This is a genomic window from Ensifer sp., assembly GCF_035999185.1.
Lineage (GTDB): Bacteria > Pseudomonadota > Alphaproteobacteria > Rhizobiales > Rhizobiaceae > Ensifer.
Map to the genome: position 1 here is coordinate 56,643 of NZ_DASYHB010000098.1, position 18,325 is coordinate 74,967.

The 18,325-nt window shown below is 61.6% G+C and carries 18 protein-coding genes and 2 tRNA genes; 10 read left to right on the forward strand and 10 right to left on the reverse strand.

Going from position 1 to position 18,325, the window contains the following annotated elements; all coding sequences use genetic code 11:
- Positions 1-50: 50 nt before the first annotated feature.
- Together VGO04_RS09995 and mgtE are read right to left on the reverse strand one after the other, a co-directional pair.
- Entirely contained in the window at positions 51-437 is a 387-nt protein-coding gene (locus VGO04_RS09995; protein ID WP_104667153.1) for a MerR family transcriptional regulator, read from the reverse strand.
- Positions 438-509: 72 nt separating this feature from the next.
- Positions 510-1,931 carry a magnesium transporter gene (gene mgtE / locus VGO04_RS10000; RefSeq protein ID WP_327495794.1) on the reverse strand — a complete coding sequence of 474 codons (1,422 nt, stop codon included), beginning with the start codon at positions 1,929-1,931 and terminating at the stop codon, positions 510-512.
- A 392-nt stretch (positions 1,932-2,323) separates the two neighbouring features.
- Between mgtE and VGO04_RS10005 the strand changes: the two genes are divergently transcribed.
- Together VGO04_RS10005 and VGO04_RS10010 are read left to right on the forward strand one after the other, a co-directional pair.
- Positions 2,324-2,830 carry a peptide deformylase gene (locus tag VGO04_RS10005; RefSeq protein ID WP_327495795.1) on the forward strand — a complete coding sequence of 169 codons (507 nt, stop codon included), beginning with the start codon at positions 2,324-2,326 and terminating at the stop codon, positions 2,828-2,830.
- A gap of 56 nt (positions 2,831-2,886) precedes the next feature.
- Positions 2,887-3,156 (forward strand): hypothetical protein, encoded by a 270-nt coding sequence (locus tag VGO04_RS10010; protein ID WP_327495796.1) that lies wholly within the window; start codon positions 2,887-2,889, stop codon positions 3,154-3,156.
- Positions 3,157-3,301: 145 nt separating this feature from the next.
- Here the strand turns inward: VGO04_RS10010 and VGO04_RS10015 are convergent.
- Together VGO04_RS10015 and VGO04_RS10020 are read right to left on the reverse strand one after the other, a co-directional pair.
- A tRNA-Leu gene (locus tag VGO04_RS10015) sits at positions 3,302-3,386 on the reverse strand.
- A 231-nt stretch (positions 3,387-3,617) separates the two neighbouring features.
- A tRNA-Leu gene (locus VGO04_RS10020) sits at positions 3,618-3,702 on the reverse strand.
- Between the two features lie 194 nt (positions 3,703-3,896).
- Between VGO04_RS10020 and lipB the strand changes: the two genes are divergently transcribed.
- A complete protein-coding gene (lipB, locus tag VGO04_RS10025) occupies positions 3,897-4,616 on the forward strand; it encodes a lipoyl(octanoyl) transferase LipB (protein ID WP_327495797.1) in 720 nt (239 codons plus the stop codon).
- Between the two features lie 6 nt (positions 4,617-4,622).
- Here the strand turns inward: lipB and VGO04_RS10030 are convergent, their stop codons facing one another.
- A complete protein-coding gene (locus VGO04_RS10030) occupies positions 4,623-5,561 on the reverse strand; it encodes a DMT family transporter (protein WP_327495798.1) in 939 nt (312 codons plus the stop codon).
- A gap of 241 nt (positions 5,562-5,802) precedes the next feature.
- On the opposite strand from VGO04_RS10030, the gene VGO04_RS10035 reads away from it, so the two are divergent.
- Positions 5,803-6,201 carry a helix-turn-helix domain-containing protein gene (locus VGO04_RS10035; RefSeq protein WP_327495799.1) on the forward strand — a complete coding sequence of 133 codons (399 nt, stop codon included), beginning with the start codon at positions 5,803-5,805 and terminating at the stop codon, positions 6,199-6,201.
- Between the two features lie 69 nt (positions 6,202-6,270).
- Positions 6,271-7,398: an S-(hydroxymethyl)glutathione dehydrogenase/class III alcohol dehydrogenase gene (locus VGO04_RS10040; protein ID WP_327495800.1), complete on the forward strand. Its 1,128-nt coding sequence runs from the start codon at positions 6,271-6,273 to the stop codon at positions 7,396-7,398.
- A gap of 172 nt (positions 7,399-7,570) precedes the next feature.
- Here the strand turns inward: VGO04_RS10040 and VGO04_RS10045 are convergent, their stop codons facing one another.
- Both VGO04_RS10045 and VGO04_RS10050 read right to left on the reverse strand, forming a co-directional pair.
- Positions 7,571-8,656 (reverse strand): FAD-binding oxidoreductase, encoded by a 1,086-nt coding sequence (locus VGO04_RS10045; protein WP_327495801.1) that lies wholly within the window; start codon positions 8,654-8,656, stop codon positions 7,571-7,573.
- Positions 8,646-9,899: an aromatic ring-hydroxylating dioxygenase subunit alpha gene (locus VGO04_RS10050; protein ID WP_327495802.1), complete on the reverse strand. Its 1,254-nt coding sequence runs from the start codon at positions 9,897-9,899 to the stop codon at positions 8,646-8,648. The genes VGO04_RS10045 and VGO04_RS10050 overlap by 11 nt, the downstream gene beginning before the upstream one ends.
- 121 nt (positions 9,900-10,020) lie before the next feature.
- Here VGO04_RS10050 and VGO04_RS10055 point away from each other — a divergent pair, with 121 nt between their 5' ends.
- Positions 10,021-10,929: a LysR substrate-binding domain-containing protein gene (locus tag VGO04_RS10055; protein ID WP_327495803.1), complete on the forward strand. Its 909-nt coding sequence runs from the start codon at positions 10,021-10,023 to the stop codon at positions 10,927-10,929.
- Positions 10,930-10,989: 60 nt separating this feature from the next.
- Here VGO04_RS10055 and VGO04_RS10060 read toward each other — a convergent pair whose 3' ends face one another.
- Genes VGO04_RS10060 through VGO04_RS10070 form a run of 3 tightly spaced genes read right to left on the reverse strand, consistent with a single transcriptional unit; the run spans position 10,990 to position 13,193 of the window.
- Complete coding sequence (locus VGO04_RS10060; RefSeq protein ID WP_327495804.1) at positions 10,990-12,045, reverse strand: LacI family DNA-binding transcriptional regulator; 1,056 nt, start codon at positions 12,043-12,045, stop codon at positions 10,990-10,992.
- On the reverse strand, positions 12,042-12,266 hold the full coding sequence (locus VGO04_RS10065; protein WP_327495805.1) for a tautomerase family protein: 225 nt from the start codon (positions 12,264-12,266) through the stop codon (positions 12,042-12,044). The genes VGO04_RS10060 and VGO04_RS10065 overlap by 4 nt, the downstream gene beginning before the upstream one ends.
- 15 nt (positions 12,267-12,281) lie before the next feature.
- The gene (locus tag VGO04_RS10070; RefSeq protein ID WP_327495806.1) at positions 12,282-13,193 is read right to left on the reverse strand and encodes an SMP-30/gluconolactonase/LRE family protein; all 912 of its coding nucleotides are present in this window, start codon (positions 13,191-13,193) and stop codon (positions 12,282-12,284) included.
- Between the two features lie 350 nt (positions 13,194-13,543).
- Between VGO04_RS10070 and VGO04_RS10075 the strand changes: the two genes are divergently transcribed.
- The 4 genes from VGO04_RS10075 (at position 13,544) to VGO04_RS10090 (ending at position 18,241) form a co-directional block, all read left to right on the forward strand.
- Positions 13,544-14,668: a sugar ABC transporter substrate-binding protein gene (locus VGO04_RS10075; protein WP_327495807.1), complete on the forward strand. Its 1,125-nt coding sequence runs from the start codon at positions 13,544-13,546 to the stop codon at positions 14,666-14,668.
- 71 nt (positions 14,669-14,739) lie between these two features.
- Positions 14,740-16,281 carry a sugar ABC transporter ATP-binding protein gene (locus VGO04_RS10080; RefSeq protein ID WP_327495808.1) on the forward strand — a complete coding sequence of 514 codons (1,542 nt, stop codon included), beginning with the start codon at positions 14,740-14,742 and terminating at the stop codon, positions 16,279-16,281.
- A complete protein-coding gene (locus VGO04_RS10085; protein ID WP_327495809.1) occupies positions 16,278-17,258 on the forward strand; it encodes an ABC transporter permease in 981 nt (326 codons plus the stop codon). The genes VGO04_RS10080 and VGO04_RS10085 overlap by 4 nt, the downstream gene beginning before the upstream one ends.
- A gap of 11 nt (positions 17,259-17,269) precedes the next feature.
- Positions 17,270-18,241 (forward strand): ABC transporter permease, encoded by a 972-nt coding sequence (locus VGO04_RS10090; protein WP_327495823.1) that lies wholly within the window; start codon positions 17,270-17,272, stop codon positions 18,239-18,241.
- Positions 18,242-18,325 lie beyond the last annotated feature (84 nt).

Sequence of the window (18,325 nt, forward strand, 5' to 3'; positions counted from 1 at the left end):
GCGGCTAACGCCACCCTTCAAAGACTTCCGTTACCAGCAACTGAAACGTATCAGGTACCGACACCGATTTCCGCTAGGCGCGTCAGACACGCCTCTTCGACATTGTCGAGCTCGGTCAGCGTATCGTCGATATCCTTGCGCTTCTGGCGAAGCTCTTCGCGCTTTTCCTCGACACGCGACATCAACAGCTGCAACTGGCCGAGCTCGCCGGGCGGGTCCTTATAGACCTGGATTATTTCGCGAATCTCGGCGATCGTGAAACCGATGCGTCGGCCACGCAAAATCTCCTGGATCAGGCGCCTGTCGGCCGGCCGAAACAGTCGCGTGCGACCACGGCGCTCGGGATGGATGAGGCCCTCGTCCTCATAGAACCGCAGCGTTCGGGTCGAAATGCCGAATTCCCGCGTCAATTCGGTAATGCTATAATACTTATTCACGCTGCCATTCCATGATTTCTGCGCCTTCACTATCGTTGACCTTGACGTAAAAGTCAAACAACGACGGCGACACTACGTGACGTGGAACCACCACGTGGCGATGCCGAGAAAACTGAAGAAGCCGGTGATGTCGGTGATGGCCGTCACGAAGACGGCGGAAGACACGGCCGGATCGGCGCCAAAGCGGTCGAGGCAGAGCGGAACGAGGATGCCGCCAAGCGCTGCAGCCATCATGTTGATCAGCATGGCCGTGGCGATGATGCCGCCGATGTTCGGATCCTGGAACCAGAGGCCGGCGAGCAGGCCGATCAGCGTGCCGAAAATCATGCCGTTCAGGAGCCCGACGCCCGCTTCGCGCCGGATGATGCGCGGGGCGTTGTGAATGTCGAGGCCACGGGTTGCAAGCGCGCGCACGGTAACGGTCATAGTCTGCGAACCGGCATTGCCGCCCATGCCGGCGACGATCGGCATCAGGATGGCCAAGGCCACGATCTGCTGGATGGTCGCATCGAACAGGCCGATGACCGAGGCGGACATGCACGCCGTCATCGAATTGATGAACAGCCACGGCACGCGGGAGCGAGAGGCTTCCGTCACCGAGTCCGAAAGTTCCTCATCGCCAACGCCGCTCAGGCGCAGCAAGTCTTCCTCGGCCTCTTCCTGAATGACGTCAACGACGTCATCGATGGTAAGCACCCCGACGAGCCTGCCGTTGTCGTCGACCACGGCGGCCGAGAGAAGGTCGTATTGCTCGAACAGCTGGGCAGCCTCTTCCTGGTCCATCTCGGCCGGAATGGCATGGCTTGTGTCGTGCATGATCGCATCGACCTTGACCGAGCGCTTGGTCCTGAGAATCCGGTCGAGATCCATGGCCCCAAGCAGCTTGAAGGTCGGATCGATCACGAAGATCTGCGTGAAGCTCTCCGGCAGATCCTCGTCTTCGCGCATGTAGTCGATCGTCTGGCCGACCGTCCAGAACGGCGGCACCGCCACGAATTCAGTCTGCATGCGCCGGCCGGCGGTGCTTTCGGGATAATCAAGCGAGCGGCGCAGACGGACGCGCTCGGTGAAGGGAAGTTTCGCCAGGATCTCGTCCTGATCTTCCTGGTCGAGGTCTTCCAGAATGTAGACCGCGTCGTCCGAATCCATCTCTCCGATGGCTTCGGCGATCTGTTCGTTCGGCAGGTGCTCGACGATGTCGAGGCGGATCGCCTCGTCGACCTCGGTCAGCGACGAAAGGTCGAACTCCTTGCCGAGAAGCGAGACCAACGCCAGACGCTGCTCCGGCTGGATGGCCTCCAGCAGGTCGCCCATTTCGGAGGAATGCAGGCCGGCGACGTGCTGGCGCAGGTAAATCGTGTCGCGATCGGCGATCGCCGCGCCGACATGCATGAGAAAATCGGAGCGGACCGAGCCGTCGTCGGCATAGATGTCGGCGCCGTCAAAGGTCTTGACGTCTTCGGAACCGCGGTCGTCGTCCCCAATATTGCTCATGGGCGCCCTCGAAACGATTGTCGCTTTCCGGTCGTCCACCGCGCGAACCGGAAAGAATGCGTTGCTGACGTGCGTTGGCCCTCGTGCGCGGCCGTGCGCCGGATCTCGGTGGGCTCATAGCCCTGCTAGCGCAAAGCCCCGCCGAGGTCCACAGCCCAGATGTGCGCCAACGCGCTGCGACAACAGATTAATTCAAGCTGTTGCAAATACATGAAAATTCGACTGCTTCTCAACACAGTCGACATCGACCGCGCGATCGGCTAGCACTTCCGCCTAGCGCTTCAGGTCGGAATCGACCTCCTTGACGAAGCAAGAACTCGACATGTCACAGCGACCTCTGCCGACGAAAGCGCGGGCGCACCGCTTTCGATCGGTCAAGCCAAGGAGATCTGATGGCCATCCGCCCCATCATCCGCTTTCCCAATCCGTTACTGAACGAGAAGGCGCAGCCGGTCACCCATTTCGATCCGGGGCTGGAAGCACTGACGACAGATCTTCTGGACACGATGCGGGCAGCACCCGGCATCGGCATTACGGCACCGCATATCGGTATCCTGCAACGCGTAACCGTCATCGAGCTCGATCGGCAAAGCGGCATCAGGATATTCGTCAATCCGGAAGTGCTGCAGCGCTCTGACCAACTGGCAAAGCACGCCGAAGGCAGCGTATCGATGCCGGGCATTTCGGAAGACGTCGAGCGGCCGAATGCCATCCGTGTGCGTTATCAGACACTTCTCGGCGAGATGATGGAAGAGGAGGCCAAAGGCCTGATGGCCGTCTGCCTGCAGCACGAAATCGACCAGCTCGACGGCATCTTCTGGACACAGCGCCTCTCGCGCCTGAAACGCGACCGAGCCGTCAAGAAATTCGAGAAGCTGACACGAGACATGCGCGGCTAGGACAAACAACCCTGCCCGCAACTTCAGACTATTCGCAATTCACCAAGGACCAAACCATGAAATCCAAAACGCTTGCCGTGATCGCCCTGCTCGCCCTCGCCGGCTGCAACAGCGCGCAACAAAATCTCGAACCCCTGCCCGAAAGCCTGACCTACGGCGAGAACGCCGCCAAGCGAAAGACGGTCGCCGAGCCCGGCACGATGGTTCAGAACCGTTTCATGCACGACGGCCAGATGGTCTACGAAACCTATGAGGTTCAACCCGATCACAGCTACAAGCTTGTCCGCCGCCGCACGGACCAGAGCGGGCCGGCAGGCAACAACTGACGCTGCCTTCAGCGCTCCTGACACCGGCGTCACAGGCTTGCGGCCTACGATCGCGCAGGGCCTTCCCTTACATTCGGCGCTGACGCACACTTCGAAATAAGCGGATGATTAGAAACAAAAAACCCGGCCGAAGCCGGGTTTTTTTTGGTGCGGTCGAGAAGACTCGAACTTCCACGGGTTGCCCCACAGCGACCTCAACGCTGCGCGTCTACCAATTCCGCCACGACCGCATCGTGGTAGGTGCCGATTTGCGCCGGCGGGGCTGCATGTAGCAAAAGCCCCGGGGGTACACAAGGGGATGAATGAGGTGCCGGCAGGGAAGCAGTGGACAACTTGCAACACACGGTCCAGTCCGCCGTTCAGCGACGGATGGACTCTGTCCGAGACAGGATCACGGGCACGCGGTGGTTTCGCTAAGGGTAGGTTTAAAAACAAAAAACCCGGCCGAAGCCGGGTTTTTTTGGTGCGGTCGAGAAGACTCGAACTTCCACGGGTTGCCCCACAGCGACCTCAACGCTGCGCGTCTACCAATTCCGCCACGACCGCATCGTGGTAGGGCCGACTTGCGTCGACGGGGCTGCATGTAGCAAAAGCCTTTTGGGGGCACAAGGGGATGACGACAGAAATTTGACGGGAAGTGAAACTATTTCAACTGGCCGTTCGGGAAGCCCTGGAAACGCTGGACTCTTGTCGCGCGCCATCCCATTTACAGGCTCTGAAATAACAGGAATGCCAAGCGAATGCAGCGTGAAGATCTGAATCAGGAGATGTTTGCCCCCGTGGAATCGCCACCGGTGCGCTGGCGGATCGCGACTGACCTCGTGGACTATCAACAGGCCGTCGAACTGATGGAGCGGGAAGCGGCCGCGATTGCGGCCGGCACCGCGGACGAACTCGTCTGGCTGGTCGAACACCCACCGCTCTATACCGCAGGCACCAGCGCCGACGCGGCCGACCTCGTCATGCCCGACCGCTTTCCCGTCTTTTCGACCGGGCGTGGCGGCGAATACACCTATCACGGGCCCGGCCAGCGCGTCGTCTATGTCATGCTTGACCTCAAGCGCCGCAAGCAGGATGTGCGTGCCTTCGTCGCCGCGCTGGAAAGCGTCGTGATCTCCACGCTCGATTCGATGAATGTCCGGGGTGAACGGCGCGAAGATCGAGTTGGGGTCTGGGTCCGTCGCCCGGAGAAACCCACCCTGCCCGACGGCTCGATGTCGGAAGACAAGATTGCCGCGATCGGTATTCGCCTGCGCAAGTGGGTCAGCTTCCATGGCTTTGCCCTGAACGTCGATCCGGATCTTGACCACTTCGGCGGCATCGTGCCCTGCGGCATTCGCGGCTACGGGGTCACGAGCCTCGTCGATCTCGGCCTGCCGGTCATGATGCCGGATGTCGACATTCGCCTGCGCGAAGCCTTCGAGACGGTCTTCGGCCCGACCAGAAACGACGCGGCCTGACGCGGTTCAGTTTGCCGCCCGCCGTCCGGCCACACGCTCGCGCCAGATGATGAACAGGCCGGAACCAACGATGATGGCGATGCCGAGCCATTTGGATATCGACGGGAAGTCGGAAAAGATCAGGTAGCCGAGCGCCGTTGCCGTGACGATCTCGAAGTAATGGAATGGTGCCAGCAGCGAAACCGGTGCCGCCCGAAAGGCTTTGACGACCAATAGGTGGCCATAGCCCGAGAGCGCGCCGAGCACGACCACGAGCCCCCATCCGAGCGCCGTCTTCGGCAGCGACGGCGCAAAGTCGGCAACGCCCATGCCATTGCCGATGAGAATGATCAGCGCCATCGTCAACGTGCCGCCGATACCGGCAACCGTCTGCATCGTCAACGGTGTGTCGCCGGTGCCGACTGCCCGGTTGAGCAGCAGATAGCAGGCAAAGACAAAGGCGCAGGCAACCGGCAGCAGCGCCGTTGCACCGAAAGCGACAAAGCTCGGCTGGATGACGATCATCGCCCCGCCGAAACCAACCACGATTGCAAGCCACCGCCGCCAGCCGACCTTCTCCTTGAGAATGAGTGCCGACAGGCAGGTCAGGATGAACGGCTCGACGAAATAGATGGCAAAGGCATCGGCGAGCGGCATGTACTTCACCGAGATGAAGAAGAACAAGGCGGCGATCGCCAGCAGCATTCCACGCAGAAGATTGGCGAAGGGTCGCTTCGCCTTCAGCGCCTGCAAGCCGCCGGCGCTCAAGAGCATGGGTAAGGTCGCCACTAGCTGGAAGAAGAACCGGTAGAATGTCACCTGCCCCGGTGACATGCCCTCATAGACCGCCAGATACTTGGCAATCACATCCATGCCGGGCAGGATGACCATGGCAAACAGCATGATCGCGACGCCCTGCATCACCGTATTGGCAGGGGCGCTCGCCGTGGTGCGGACGTCAGTCATGGGCAGGCTCCAGTTGGCGGCCGCAGATTAGTCGCTGAGCCGTGGTTTTCAACGCCAGAAAGGCGACCATCAAGAGTGTATTGGCAGCTTAGCCGCAATTGACGGTGTTTTTGACGCTTCGGGGTGGTCCGTTCGCGACCAAATGCCTATAAGCTCGCTTCATCTGCAGCCCCGGAAACGAAGTCGGCACCCAGCCGGTCCTCCGGGACCTTTGAACGTAACCGTGGCAAAGGAGATGTCCATGCGCTTGTCCACCGAAACGATGATTGCCCGCCTACGCGACACCGGCGACGGTGATACGCTGGGAGGACGCATCTGGAGGGCGCGCGACGCCGCCAATCTCAGCGCCAAGGAACTTGCCGACCAGCTCGGTGTTCGCACCGAAACGGTCGCCGCCTGGGAGCGCGATCGCGCCGAGCCGAGGACCAACCGTCTTTTCATGCTGGCAGGCGTGCTGGGTGTCACGCCGGCCTGGCTGATTGCAGGCCTCGGTCGCGCGCCGGATGCCGATGCTGACGAGGACAAGAGCGACGGGTTGCGCGAGCAGCTTGCGCAGGTCAAGAAGTTGCACGAACAGACGGGCAAGGCCATTGCCGCTCTTGAGATGGAACTCAATCGCGTTCAACAGAACATTCGATAACCTATTGCGATTCCACGTAGGGCCGCCGCCCTGGCGGCCCGAACTCATTTCAGTCCAAGGAGAAAATAGATGGATGTACGCGCCGCCGTTGCCGTTCAGGCAGGCAAGCCGCTCGAGGTCATGACGGTTCAGCTTGAAGGCCCGCGGGCCGGCGAAGTGCTGATCGAGGTCAAGGCGACCGGCATCTGCCACACCGACGACTTCACCCTGTCGGGTGCTGACCCGGAAGGCCTGTTCCCGGCGATCCTCGGCCATGAGGGCGCCGGCATCGTCGTCGACGTCGGCCCCGGCGTCACCTCGGTGAAGAAGGGCGACCACGTCATTCCGCTCTATACGCCCGAGTGCCGCTCGTGCCCGTCCTGCCTGTCGCGCAAGACCAATCTCTGCACCGCGATCCGCTCGACGCAAGGACAAGGCCTGATGCCCGACGGCACCTCGCGCTTCTCGATCGGCAAGGACAAGATCCACCACTACATGGGCTGCTCGACCTTCGCCAACTACACGGTGCTGCCGGAGATCGCGGTTGCCAAGGTCAACCCGGACGCGCCCTTCGACAAGATCTGCTACATCGGCTGTGGCGTGACGACCGGCATCGGCGCGGTCATCAACACCGCACAAGTCGAGATGGGCGCAACCGCGATCGTCTTCGGTCTCGGCGGCATCGGCCTCAACGTCATCCAGGGCCTGCGCCTTGCCGGTGCCGACATGATCATCGGCGTCGATCTCAACAACGACAAGAAGGCCTGGGGCGAACGCTTCGGCATGACCCACTTCGTCAACCCGAAGGAGGTCGGCGACGACATCGTGCCCTACCTCGTCAACATGACGAAGCGCGGAGCCGACCAGATCGGCGGCGCCGACTACACCTTTGACTGCACCGGCAACACCAAGGTGATGCGCCAGGCACTCGAAGCCTCGCATCGCGGCTGGGGCAAGTCGGTGGTCATCGGCGTTGCCGGCGCCGGCCCGGAGATCTCCACGCGTCCGTTCCAGCTGGTCACCGGCCGCAGCTGGATGGGCACGGCCTTCGGTGGCGCCCGCGGCCGCACCGACGTGCCGAAGATTGTCGACTGGTACATGGAGGGCAAGATCGAGATCGACCCGATGATCACCCACACCTTGGCCCTCGAAGACATCAACAAGGGCTTCGAGCTGATGCATTCGGGCGAAAGCATCCGCTCGGTCGTTCTGTACTGAGCGTTTCCAGGGAGGGGCCGGGCGCACGCCTCAGGGTGCTTGGTCTGGAGTTCCATGACTGCCTCAACCCCGGCGTCACGGACGACACATGGCCCCGAAGAAAAGTGGTGCGCTCCGCCCATGAAATATCCCGACCCAGCAGTGGCTGGGCCGGGAGTAATCTGTCGACCGCCTAGCGGTCGATGACAAGATCGCTTAGCGGCTTCGAACAGCAGGGCAGGAAGAGCCCGGCGTCGATTTCTCGCTGCCGGATGCCGCCATTGTGGCTCATCTCGACCGAGCCGGATACGAGCTTGGACTTGCACGTCCCGCACACACCGTTCGAACAGGATGACGGAAGCTTCACGCCGGCCTTCTTCGCACAGGCAAGAACGGTCTGCTCTCCCGCAACTTCGATCTTTCGGGCCTGCTTGGAAAACTCGACCTGGAACGTCCGGGTCGCCGGCTGTTCGACAACGGCAACATCAGCGTCGTCGATAGCGGCGGCATCAAAGCTCTCTTCGATGTAGTTCGACGGGGAAACGCCCAGTTCGCCAGCGATCGCGCGCCCTGCGGCCATGAACGGCGACGGACCGCAACACATCACGACGCGCTCGGCGATATCGGGCACGGCAAGCTTCATGTATGCCGCCGAAATGCGCCCGGTCAGTCCGGGCCAATTGGTTTCACCGGAAACAGCTTCCGGCAGGAACTGCAGGCGAAGACCTTTGACCCGATCGGCGAGATTGGCGAGTTCGTTGCGGAAAATCAGGTCCTTCGGCGTTCGCGCGGCATGCATGAAGACGACGTCGGCGGGCTCGCAGGTGTCTGCGAGCTCGCGAACCATCGCCATGACCGGTGTAATTCCTGATCCGGCGGACAGAAACAGATACTTCCTCGCGTTCGGACGGGTGAATTGACCGAGGGGACCGTTCGCCTTGACTTTGGCGTTGACGGTGAGGTTGTCGTGAAACCAGTTCGAGATCTTGCCGCCGGTCACGCGTTTGACCGTAACCGAGAACGCATTCCTGCGCTTCGGCGACGACGAGATGCTGTAGCAGCGGCTTTCCGGTTCCCCGTCGACATCGAGGTCGAACAGGAAGTATTGGCCAGCCTCGAAGGCAAAACGCTTTCCCTGCGTGGACGCAAAGGTGAAGGTCTTTACGTCATGCGTTTCCTGATGGACGTCGACGCAGACCAGATCTTCATCCGTGTCGCTGTTCCACAGGTCCACAAGCTCAGGGCGTTCTGCCGGAGAAAAAGTGGTCTTAGTATCCATGGGCGCGCATCCGGTCGATGTACCACGACGCGAACTTGTCGAGGTTGGTTTCGGAGAAGGGTGAGTAGGGGCCAGGAACGTAGGCCGGATCCTCGACGCCAGCGTGCGAACGGGCGACGAGCTCCGCGTCCTGATCGGTCGTGGCGATCCAGACGTTGGTCAGCTTCTCGAGGTCATAGTCGACGCCTTCCGCAGCGTCCTTGTGCACGAGCCATTTTGTCCTCACGAGAGTCTTGTCGGCGGAGAGCGGTATGACGATCGAGACGACCGCATGATCGCCCATGAAGTGGTTCCAGCTGTTGTGGCCCCAGAGGTGCATGTCACCGAGATCTTTGCGTGACATGGTGCCAAGCAGCTTTGCCGAGGCCGCGGTTGCATCGGGGGTCTGGCTTTCACCGGCGCCGGAAATGATCAGACGCTGTGTGCGGAAATTCGTCGTGCAATCCACCAGCTGCTCGACCGCCGCGGACGGATAACCGTCAGCCTCCCATCGCTTCGTGCGTTCCTCATAAAGCGCAAAATGCTCTTCGGCCTGGGCGCGGTCTTCCGGGCTCAGTGCGTCCGGGTCGAAGCCGAAATCGAGATCGACAAAGGAGACGCAGAGTTCGGGATGATTGGCGGAACAATGGTAGCATTCACGATTGTTCTCGATGGTGAGCTTCCAGTTACCCTTCTCGATCACATCGGCTTCGTAAGCGACCTTGGCATTTCTGATGTCGTAGGGCGCAAGGCGGTCTGCCATCACTTCGACGAGGCGGTCGACGTCCTCAGGCGGATTGTCTGATAGGCAGACATAGATCAGGCCGCCGACGGATTTGAAGCTTACCGGTTTGAGGCTGCGGCATTCCTTGTCGAAGCCCTTGCCCATGTGGGGGGCATAGCTCAGCTCGCCCGTCAGTTCGTAAGTCCAGGTGTGATAGGGACAGACGAGCTTCGAGACGATCGTTTTTCCGGGATCGAGCAGACGCGCACCCCGATGCCGACAGACATTGTGCATGACGCGGATCTCGCCATCGTCGTCGCGCAGAAGAATGAGGCTCGTCTTGCCGATATCGACAACCGTTGCATCGCCGGCCTCCGGCACATCGCATTCAAGGCCGATACAGATCCAGTGGTGCCGGAAGAACACCTCGAGATCGGCTTCGAATACATCCTCCCGCGTGTAGAGGCCGGCCGGAAGCGAATGTCCTTCGGCTCTTGCGTCGAGCAGGGCCGATATGGGAGAAGCAAATGTCTGCAGCATAATTCCACCTTATGTTCCGGTCGAATGGGCGACGGGCTGAAAGGCAGGATCTCTCAGTTTTTTTAGTCGCTCAACGGCACAAATATGCACGTTTGACATTACCAGATGTAATGGAAACAAGATGGTGAACCTGAGGAAGAAATTGCCGCCGCTTACCGCCTTGACGGCCTTTGAGGCAGCGGCACGTCTGTCGAGCTTCACACGCGCAGCGACTGAGCTCGGCGTGACCCAGGCGGCCATTAGCCGGCAGATCCATTTGCTGGAAGAGGATTTCGGTTTCCCCCTGTTTCGGCGCCTCCACCGCAAGATCGAGCTGACGGAGAAGGGCAGACTGCTGTCAGCAGCGGCGGGTGACGCATTCAACCTCATTGCCGACACCGTGGCCGACCTCCGATCCGAGGAGCCGGACGACGAATTGGCGATTTCGGCGACCATCTCCTTCTCGCACTTCTGGCTGCTGCCAAGGATCGCTGCTTTTTCGCGCGCCCATCCTGAAATCAAACTTCGCATTATCACGCAGGATGCCCGGACGAGTTTGGAGGCCAGCGATGTGGACCTGGCGATCCGCTACGGAACCGGCACCTGGTCGGACGGTCAGGCGGAGCTGTTGTTCGAGGATGAAGTCTTTCCGATCTGCAGCTCAGACTATTTGCTTACGGCCGGACCAATCGGGACGCCGCAAGATCTCGTCGGTCATCCGCTGATATCAAGTGATATTGAAGACCCGACATGGACAGGATGGGACGAATGGCTTGCGGCGTTTTCCGTGAAGGCGCCGAAAAAGTCCCGTGGCCTGCGATGCAGCTTCTACACCGAGGCCATCTATGCCGCGATGAACGGTCAAGGCATTGCGCTCGGTTGGAGCCGCCTGGTCTCCGACCTTGTTGAGCAAACGCGTTTGGTCCGCCTGACCGAAGCATCCATCCGCACCAGGGCCGCGTATTTTGTTGTGGTGCCGACGAGGAGGCCGAAAAAAGAGAGCGGGCGGCTGTTCATTGAGTGGCTGCGCGAGGTGTCTGCTGCGTCATGAAGATCGCGTGACGTATCAACCGCATTGTGCGCTGCCGCCGGTCCTTGACCAGGTGGCGTTTCATCGCATCGTACTTTCGCGGATCTTGAGCTCGAAGCCCAGGTCGACGATTGGCGATGCGATTGGCCGGCCGGCCAGCCGATCCAGCACCATCTGCACGGCCTGCCGGCCGATTTCATAGCGCGGCGTGCGTATGCTGGTGAGCGACGGGTAGGCGACTTGCATCATGTCGAGGTCGTTGAAGCCGCAAATTGCCATGCGGTGCGGCACGGCGATGCCTGCCCTTTGGCATTCGAACAGTACGCCCATGGCCAAATCGTCATTGTTGCAGAAGACGGCATCAAGATCGGCGACCTTTGCCAGTGCGTCTGCCAGGAGCTGGCCGCCGAGCGAGACCCGTGACGGCGTCAACGTGGTGGTTATCAGCTTGGGATCAAAAAGCTGTACGGCCTCCAGCGCTGAGCGGTAACCGGCAAGACGGCGCTGCGAGCGTGGATCCATTCGCGCGCCGATGAAACCGATGCGGCGGTATCCCGCTTCGATCAGATGGTTCGTCGCCACCTTGCCGCCATCGAAGTGCGAGAACCCGACGAGCATGTCGACCGGTCCGTCGCCATACTCCATAATCTGCACGATCGGGCAATCCGCGCTCTCGAGCAGTTTGCGGGTCGTCTCGGTCTGGTCGATGCCCGACACGATCATCGCCGATGGCCGCTGGCTCAGAAACATGCGGATCAACCGCTCCTCTTCCCGCGGAGAATAATGGGTGTTGCCCATCTGGATCTGCAGCGGACCGTCGCCGAGCCCGTCGTAGATGCCGCGCAGGGTGTCGGCAAAAACGATGTTCGTCAGCGACGGCACGAGAACGCCGATCACGTCGGCTCGCGCCGACGCGAGCGCGCGCGCATTGGGGTCGGGCGCATAGCCGAGCTGGATCACCGCCGTATCGATCTCAGCGCGCAGTTCGGCCGAAACGAGCGATGGGTCGCGCAGCGCGCGCGAGACAGTGATCGCTGCGACGCCGGCCAGTTTTGCAACGTCCGCAATCGTCGGCCTGCCACTGCCGCGCCGGCTTGCCTTGCGGCTCTGTTCTCGGGAAGCGATGTCGTCCGTCACGTCGACCCCTGTCGGTTGTGCGAGCGCAAGGTCTCGACATCGGTACTGCCGACATACCAGTTCCTTGCGTCCACCTCATCGAAGACGACTGAAATTTCACGCTCGGGAAGGCCAGTCGCCTCGGCAATCGCGGCTGTGACCTTGCTGCCGATTGCAGCCTTCTTGGCCGAGGGATCGTCGGCAATGACCTCACGCACGATGGTGATCCGCACGAACGGCATGACTGACCTCCTGCCTCAGTAGAGGCGTGCGCCGTTGACCATCAGCCGAACGGCATAAAGCGAACTGGTCGCGCAGATGTAGAGGATGTTTCGCTTGGGGCCGCCGAACACGCAGTTGGCGGTGTTCTCCGGCACTCTTATCTTGCCGAGCAGGGTGCCGTCTGGGTGATAGCAGTGGATGCCGTCACGGGCACTCGTCCAGATCCGGCCCTCGTCATCCAGGCGGAAGCCGTCAAACAGGCCGGCGGTGCACTCGGCAAAGACCTCGCCGCCCGACACCGCGCCCGCTTCATCCACATCGAAGACACGCATGTGCGCCGGAAGATCAGGGCCATGCGTCCGGCCGGTGTCGACGACGTAGAGCTGTCTTTCGTCAAGGGAGAAGGCGAGGCCGTTCGGCCGCACCATGTCGGTAATGACCGCGGCGACTGCGCCCGTCGCCGGGTCGACCCGGTAGACATGGCAGGCGCCGATTTCGCTTTCGGCCTTGTGGCCCTCGTAGTCGCTCTCGATGCCGTAGGCAGGATCGGTAAACCAGGTCGACCCGTCGGACCGCACGACGACATCGTTCGGCGAGTTGAGGCGCTTGCCGCTCCAGCGATCGGCAATGGCTGTGATGCTGCCGTCATGGTTCGTACGGGTCACTCGGCGGCCGCCGTGCTCGCAGGTCACCAGGCGGCCCTGCCGGTCGGTGGTGTTGCCGTTTGAAAAGTTCGACGGCTGCCGGAAGATGCTCACATGCCCGTCGGTCTCGTCATAGCGCAGCATCCGGTCATTGGGGATGTCCGACCAGACGAGATAACGCCCGGCCGCGAAATAGGCCGGCCCCTCGGCCCAGCGACACCCCGTATAAAGCTGCTCCACCCGGGCGCTGTGGTTGACCAGCCGCGCAAAGCGCGGATCGACGATCTCGAAATCCTCAGCCATGGGCCTCCCTCATGCGGCAAAGAACGTATTCTGGGTGTGACGACATGATAGCGCTATCATTGCGGAAGGGAATAGCCTTCCTGCTGGAACGTCGAAATGACGCCGAAAGTGATCCGAAATCCGGGATATTGGCATCTCCGTAATCCACAAATGTTACTTTACAATCGTATGTGGTAGCGCTACCTAATTAAGAGACAGCGGTGTTTTCGGGAGGAGACCAGGGCGCCTCGTCAAGGGTGAAAGCAGGCATCCAGCGTGCCGGTGCCGCAGAAGTTCGTGCCGTTCGGGGAAGGATTTCCGCCCCGGGCCGGAGAACAAAACAAGTGGCGCGCCAATGGGAGGAAATGTCGATGGTGAAGTCACTCGCTGGCGGCATCGTTGCCGCCACTGCCTTTTTCATGCTGGGGTCTGCCGCCTATGCAGATCCGGAAATCGTCTCGGGCCCCGCGGCCGAGCCGGAATGTTTCGCGCCGTGGTCGGCGGACACCAAGTTCTTCAAGTTCCCAAAAAAGGACGGCCCGTATCGGGTTGCACTTGCCAACGGCTATATCGCCAACACATGGCGTATCCAGATGGTGCAGACCGCCAAGGCCTATGCCGCTCAGCCTGACGTCGCAGCCAAGCTGAAGGAGTTCAAGGTCGTTTCGACGGGCGAGGATGTGCCGGCCCAGATCTCGGCGATCAACAACTTCATCGACTCCGGCTATGACGCGATCGTCGTCAACGCCCAGAATCCGACGGCATTTGCGCCGGTTATCAAGCGGGCGAAGGAAGCTGGCGTCGTGCTGGTTGCCTTCGACAACATCCTCGACACCGAGGACGCCATCAACGTCAATGTCGACCAGAAGGGGCTCGGGCAACTGTGGGGCGACTGGCTCGTCAAGCATCTGCCTGATGGCGGCAAGGTGCTTGAGGTGCGCGGTGTGGCCGGTACGTCTGTCGATACCGACAGGCACGACGGCATCCATGAAAAGCTCCAGGCGTCGGGCAAGAAGTTCGAGGTTGTCGAGGTCATGGGCAAATGGGACGATGGCGTCGCCCAGAAGGTGACGGCGGACGCGATTGCAACCAGCGGCCCGTTCGACGGTGTTACCGGCCAGGGTGGCGATACCGGCATCGTCCAGGCGATGATCGACGCCAAGCATCCCTTCGTGCCGTTCGGCGGTGAAACCGAAAACGGGTTTCGCAAGTTCTGTGCGGCCCATGCCGGCGACGGCCTGAAATGCTCGTCGGCCGGAACCGGACCCGCGCAAGTGGCCGTCGCCATCAAGACGGCGATCGCAGCACTCGAGGGCCAGGTGGTGCCGCAGTCGGTGAAGCTGCCGTTGGCCATCGTCGAAGATCCGAACTTCAAGGAAGGCCAGGATTACTTCCAGGCCGAGTCCGATAACTTCTTCGTCGGCAATTCCTTCCCCACCTGCGGGATCAACTTCTCCGCCCAGGAGATCATGAAGCAGAGCAAGGATAACCAGTAGTTCGATCAGGATCAGGGCATCGCACAGCGGTGCGGTGCCCTGTCGTCAACAACGGTTTTCCGGAGAGCGCAATGGAAAGCGGCGCACCGCTCTTTCGCATGGAAGGCATATCGAAACGCTATGGTGGAGTGCGGGCGCTTGAAAATGCCGAACTGTCCGTCAGGGCCGGCGCCATTCACGCCGTTCTCGGTGAGAACGGCGCCGGAAAGTCGACGCTCATCAAGATCATGGCGGGCGTCGTAGCCGCGGACGAGGGGCTGATGACGCTTGATGGACAACCGGTGACGTTCGCGTCACCGGCCGCGGCCAATGCCGCCGGCATCGCCTGCGTCTTCCAGGAGCTGTCGCTGATCCCGGAACTCAGCGTCGCCGACAACATCGTCATCTTCAATCCGCCGACCCGGTTCGGCATGATCGACCGCAAGGCCCAGCGGCGTCTGGCAGAGGAGGCGCTGGCGCGTGCCGGTGCGTCGGACATCCACCCTTTGGCACTGGTCAAGGACCTGCCGCTGTCGCGCCAGCAGATCGTCGAGATCGCCAAGGCGCTGGCGCGCAAGCCGCGCATCCTCATTCTCGACGAGGCGACGTCGGCGCTGACGGCCGCCGATGTTTCCAAGGTCTTTGCCGTGTTGAAGCGTTTGCGTTCGGAGGGGCTGGCGCTTGTCTACATCTCGCACCGGATGAACGAGATTGCAGAACTGGCAGACGACTGCACCGTGTTTCGAAACGGCAGCAAGGTCGCCAGCTACGCGGCAGGTTCAAGGAGCGACAGCGAGGTCATCGAGATGATGATCGGTCGTGAGTATCATAGCGTCTATCCACCGAAGCCAGGCTCGCATGCACCAGTGGAACCTGTCCTTGAGACACGAAATCTGTCCTGGGCGAACCGCCTTCACGACATCTCGTTTTCATTGCGCGCAGGTGAAATCGTCGGTCTCGGCGGGCTGGACGGGCAAGGACAGCGCGACCTGCTTCTCGCGCTGTTCGGGGTCCTGCGCGGGCTGCGCGGCACGGTTCTCGTCGACGGCAGACCGACCAGCATCGGTAGCCCTGCTGAGGCGCGTCGACACGGCATCGGCATGGCGCTCATTCCCGAGGACCGCAAGACCGAGGGGCTGATGCTGCCGATGACGGTGCGTGACAATCTCTCGCTCGCCTCCCTCGACCGGCTGACCCGCGGCGGGATCATCGACCGCGCGAAAGAGGAAAGTGCGATCAACGGGATGATGACGCTGCTCGCCATCAAGGCGGGCAACATCGACGCGCCTGTCGGGGCGCTTTCGGGCGGAAACCAACAAAAGGTCGTCATCGCGAAATGGCTGATGCGGCAGCCGCGCATCGTCCTCCTCAACGACCCCACCCGCGGCATTGACGTCGGCACCAAGCAGGAGATCTACCAGCTCCTGCGGCGGCTTGCGGACGAAGGCGCGGCGATCCTCTTCTATTCGACCGACTATGCCGAACTCATCGGCTGCTGCGACCGGGTCCTCGTGCTCTACGACGGGGCGGTGAAACGAGAGCTGGCCGGCAATGAGATCACGGAGCGCGCCCTGATTGCGAGCGCGCTCAACATAGCGTCCGCAGAGCCAAGCCACCGGGAGCCCATCCAATGAACGACTGGCGGTATCGACTGACGGAGCACCGGGGCACGCTGGCGGCAGTTGCGATCTTCGTGGCGATGTTCATCATCTACACGGCGAACCATCCGGCCGGTTTCACCGCCAACGTGATCCAGACGGCCGCCAACAAGGGCGTGCTGCTTGCCTTTGTCGCCATGGCCCAAACCATGGTGGTGATCACGGCCGGCATCGATCTCTCCGTCGGGATGATCTTCCTTCTCACCAACTGCCTGGCCTCATGGCTGGTCGTGGGCTCGCCGCTCGAGACAGCCTTTGGCGTTGTCGTCGTCCTCAGCGTCGGGGCTACATGCGGCGCGATCAATGGAGCCATTGTCATCTATGGGCGGCTGCAGCCGATCGTGGCGACGATCGCGACGGGGGCGGTCTATTTCGGCTTCGCCCTCTTGCTGCGGCCTTTCCCGGGTGGATCCGTTAACGAGGGTCTCGCAGACGCGCTGACCGGCCGGATTTTCGGGGTCGTCCCCGCAAGCCTCGTGGCGCTTGCGGCGGTGGTCGTCCTGATATGGGTGCCCTTCAGCCGATCGGTCTATGGACGGGCAGCCTATGCCGTAGGCTCCTCAGAGACTGCCGCCTACATGTCCGGCATGCCGATCCGTCGCGGCAAGCTGCTCGCCTATACGCTTGCGGGACTGGTGGCCGCGCTCGGGGGGCTGTTCCTCACGTTTTTCACCTATACCGGCGACGCAGCACTCGCCAGCGGCAACGCCTACACGCTGTTTTCGATCGCTGCCGTGGTGCTGGGCGGCGTTTCGCTTTTCGGCGGCAAGGGCAGCGCCATCGGCGCCGTCTTCGGGGCGCTGGCATTCCGCACGATCGGCGACCTCCTGTTCGTTTTCGATTTCGACCCGCTCTGGCAACCGCTTTTCCAGGGATTGATCCTGTTGGCGGCCATCAGCCTTGGAGCTCTTGCGCTGTTTCGGGTGCGCAATAGATTGGAGTGGTTCCTGTGAGCGAGACGGCGATGACTGGCGCGACCGAACGCAAATCGACTTTCATGCGCAATCTCGACCCGGCGGTGGTCACCGCGTTCGGCTGCATCCTGCTGCTGCTTTTCCTCGGAAGTCTCTATTCGCGCAGCTTCCTGTCGCCGGAGTATCTGCTGCAGCAATTGAAGGTGGCGTCCTTCCTCGGCATCATCGCCACGGGCATGATGCTTGTCATCCTGCTCGGCCAGATCGATCTTTCGGTGCCGTGGACCGTTGCCACGGGTGCGATGATGGCGTGTGCGGCCGCGGCCTACGGCCCGATCGGGACCGCGCTTGCCATTCCCTTCGGCGTCCTGTGCGGCATCGGCATCGGGCTCTTCAACGGGGTCGGGGTGGCCTATCTGCGCATCCCCTCGATGATCGTGACGCTCGCGACCAATGCCGTCGCCCAAGGGGTGATGGTCGTCTATACGGGCGGCTTCTCGCCGCAGGATTCCGCCACGCCGGCCATGCGCTATTTCGCCACCGGCGCTCTCGTCCCCGGTATTCCCAATGTGGTTTTCATCTGGGCGCTGATCGGGGGGGCGATGGTCTTCCTTCTTCGCCGGACGGGCTTTGGGCGGGCCGTCTACGGCATCGGCAATCGGGAGCGCGCGGCGTATCTCTCCGGCATCAACACCCGCCGCATCGTCATGATCGCCTTTGCCGCCTCGGGCGGGCTTTCGGCATTTGGCGGGGTGTTGCTCGCGGGCTACGCTTCGAAGGCCGCGCAATCGATGGGCGACGCCTATCTTCTTCCGGCTATCGCGGCCGTCGTTCTTGGAGGGACCTCGATCCTCGGCGGGAAGGGATCCTATCTCGGCACGGTCGCGGGCGTCATCCTCATCACGCTCTTGCAATCGATCCTCTCCGTCACGCAGATGCCTGAAGCCGGGCGTCAGATCATCTACGGCGTGGTGATTATCCTGATGCTTCTGCTCTACGGTCGCGGGCCGGCGAGCCGGTAGGCTTCCCGCTTGCAGGCGGCCGTGACACGTCGCCCGGCGTGGGACATTCGGGCGTCCAGCCTTCGTCGCATGGCTCGGCGCGTT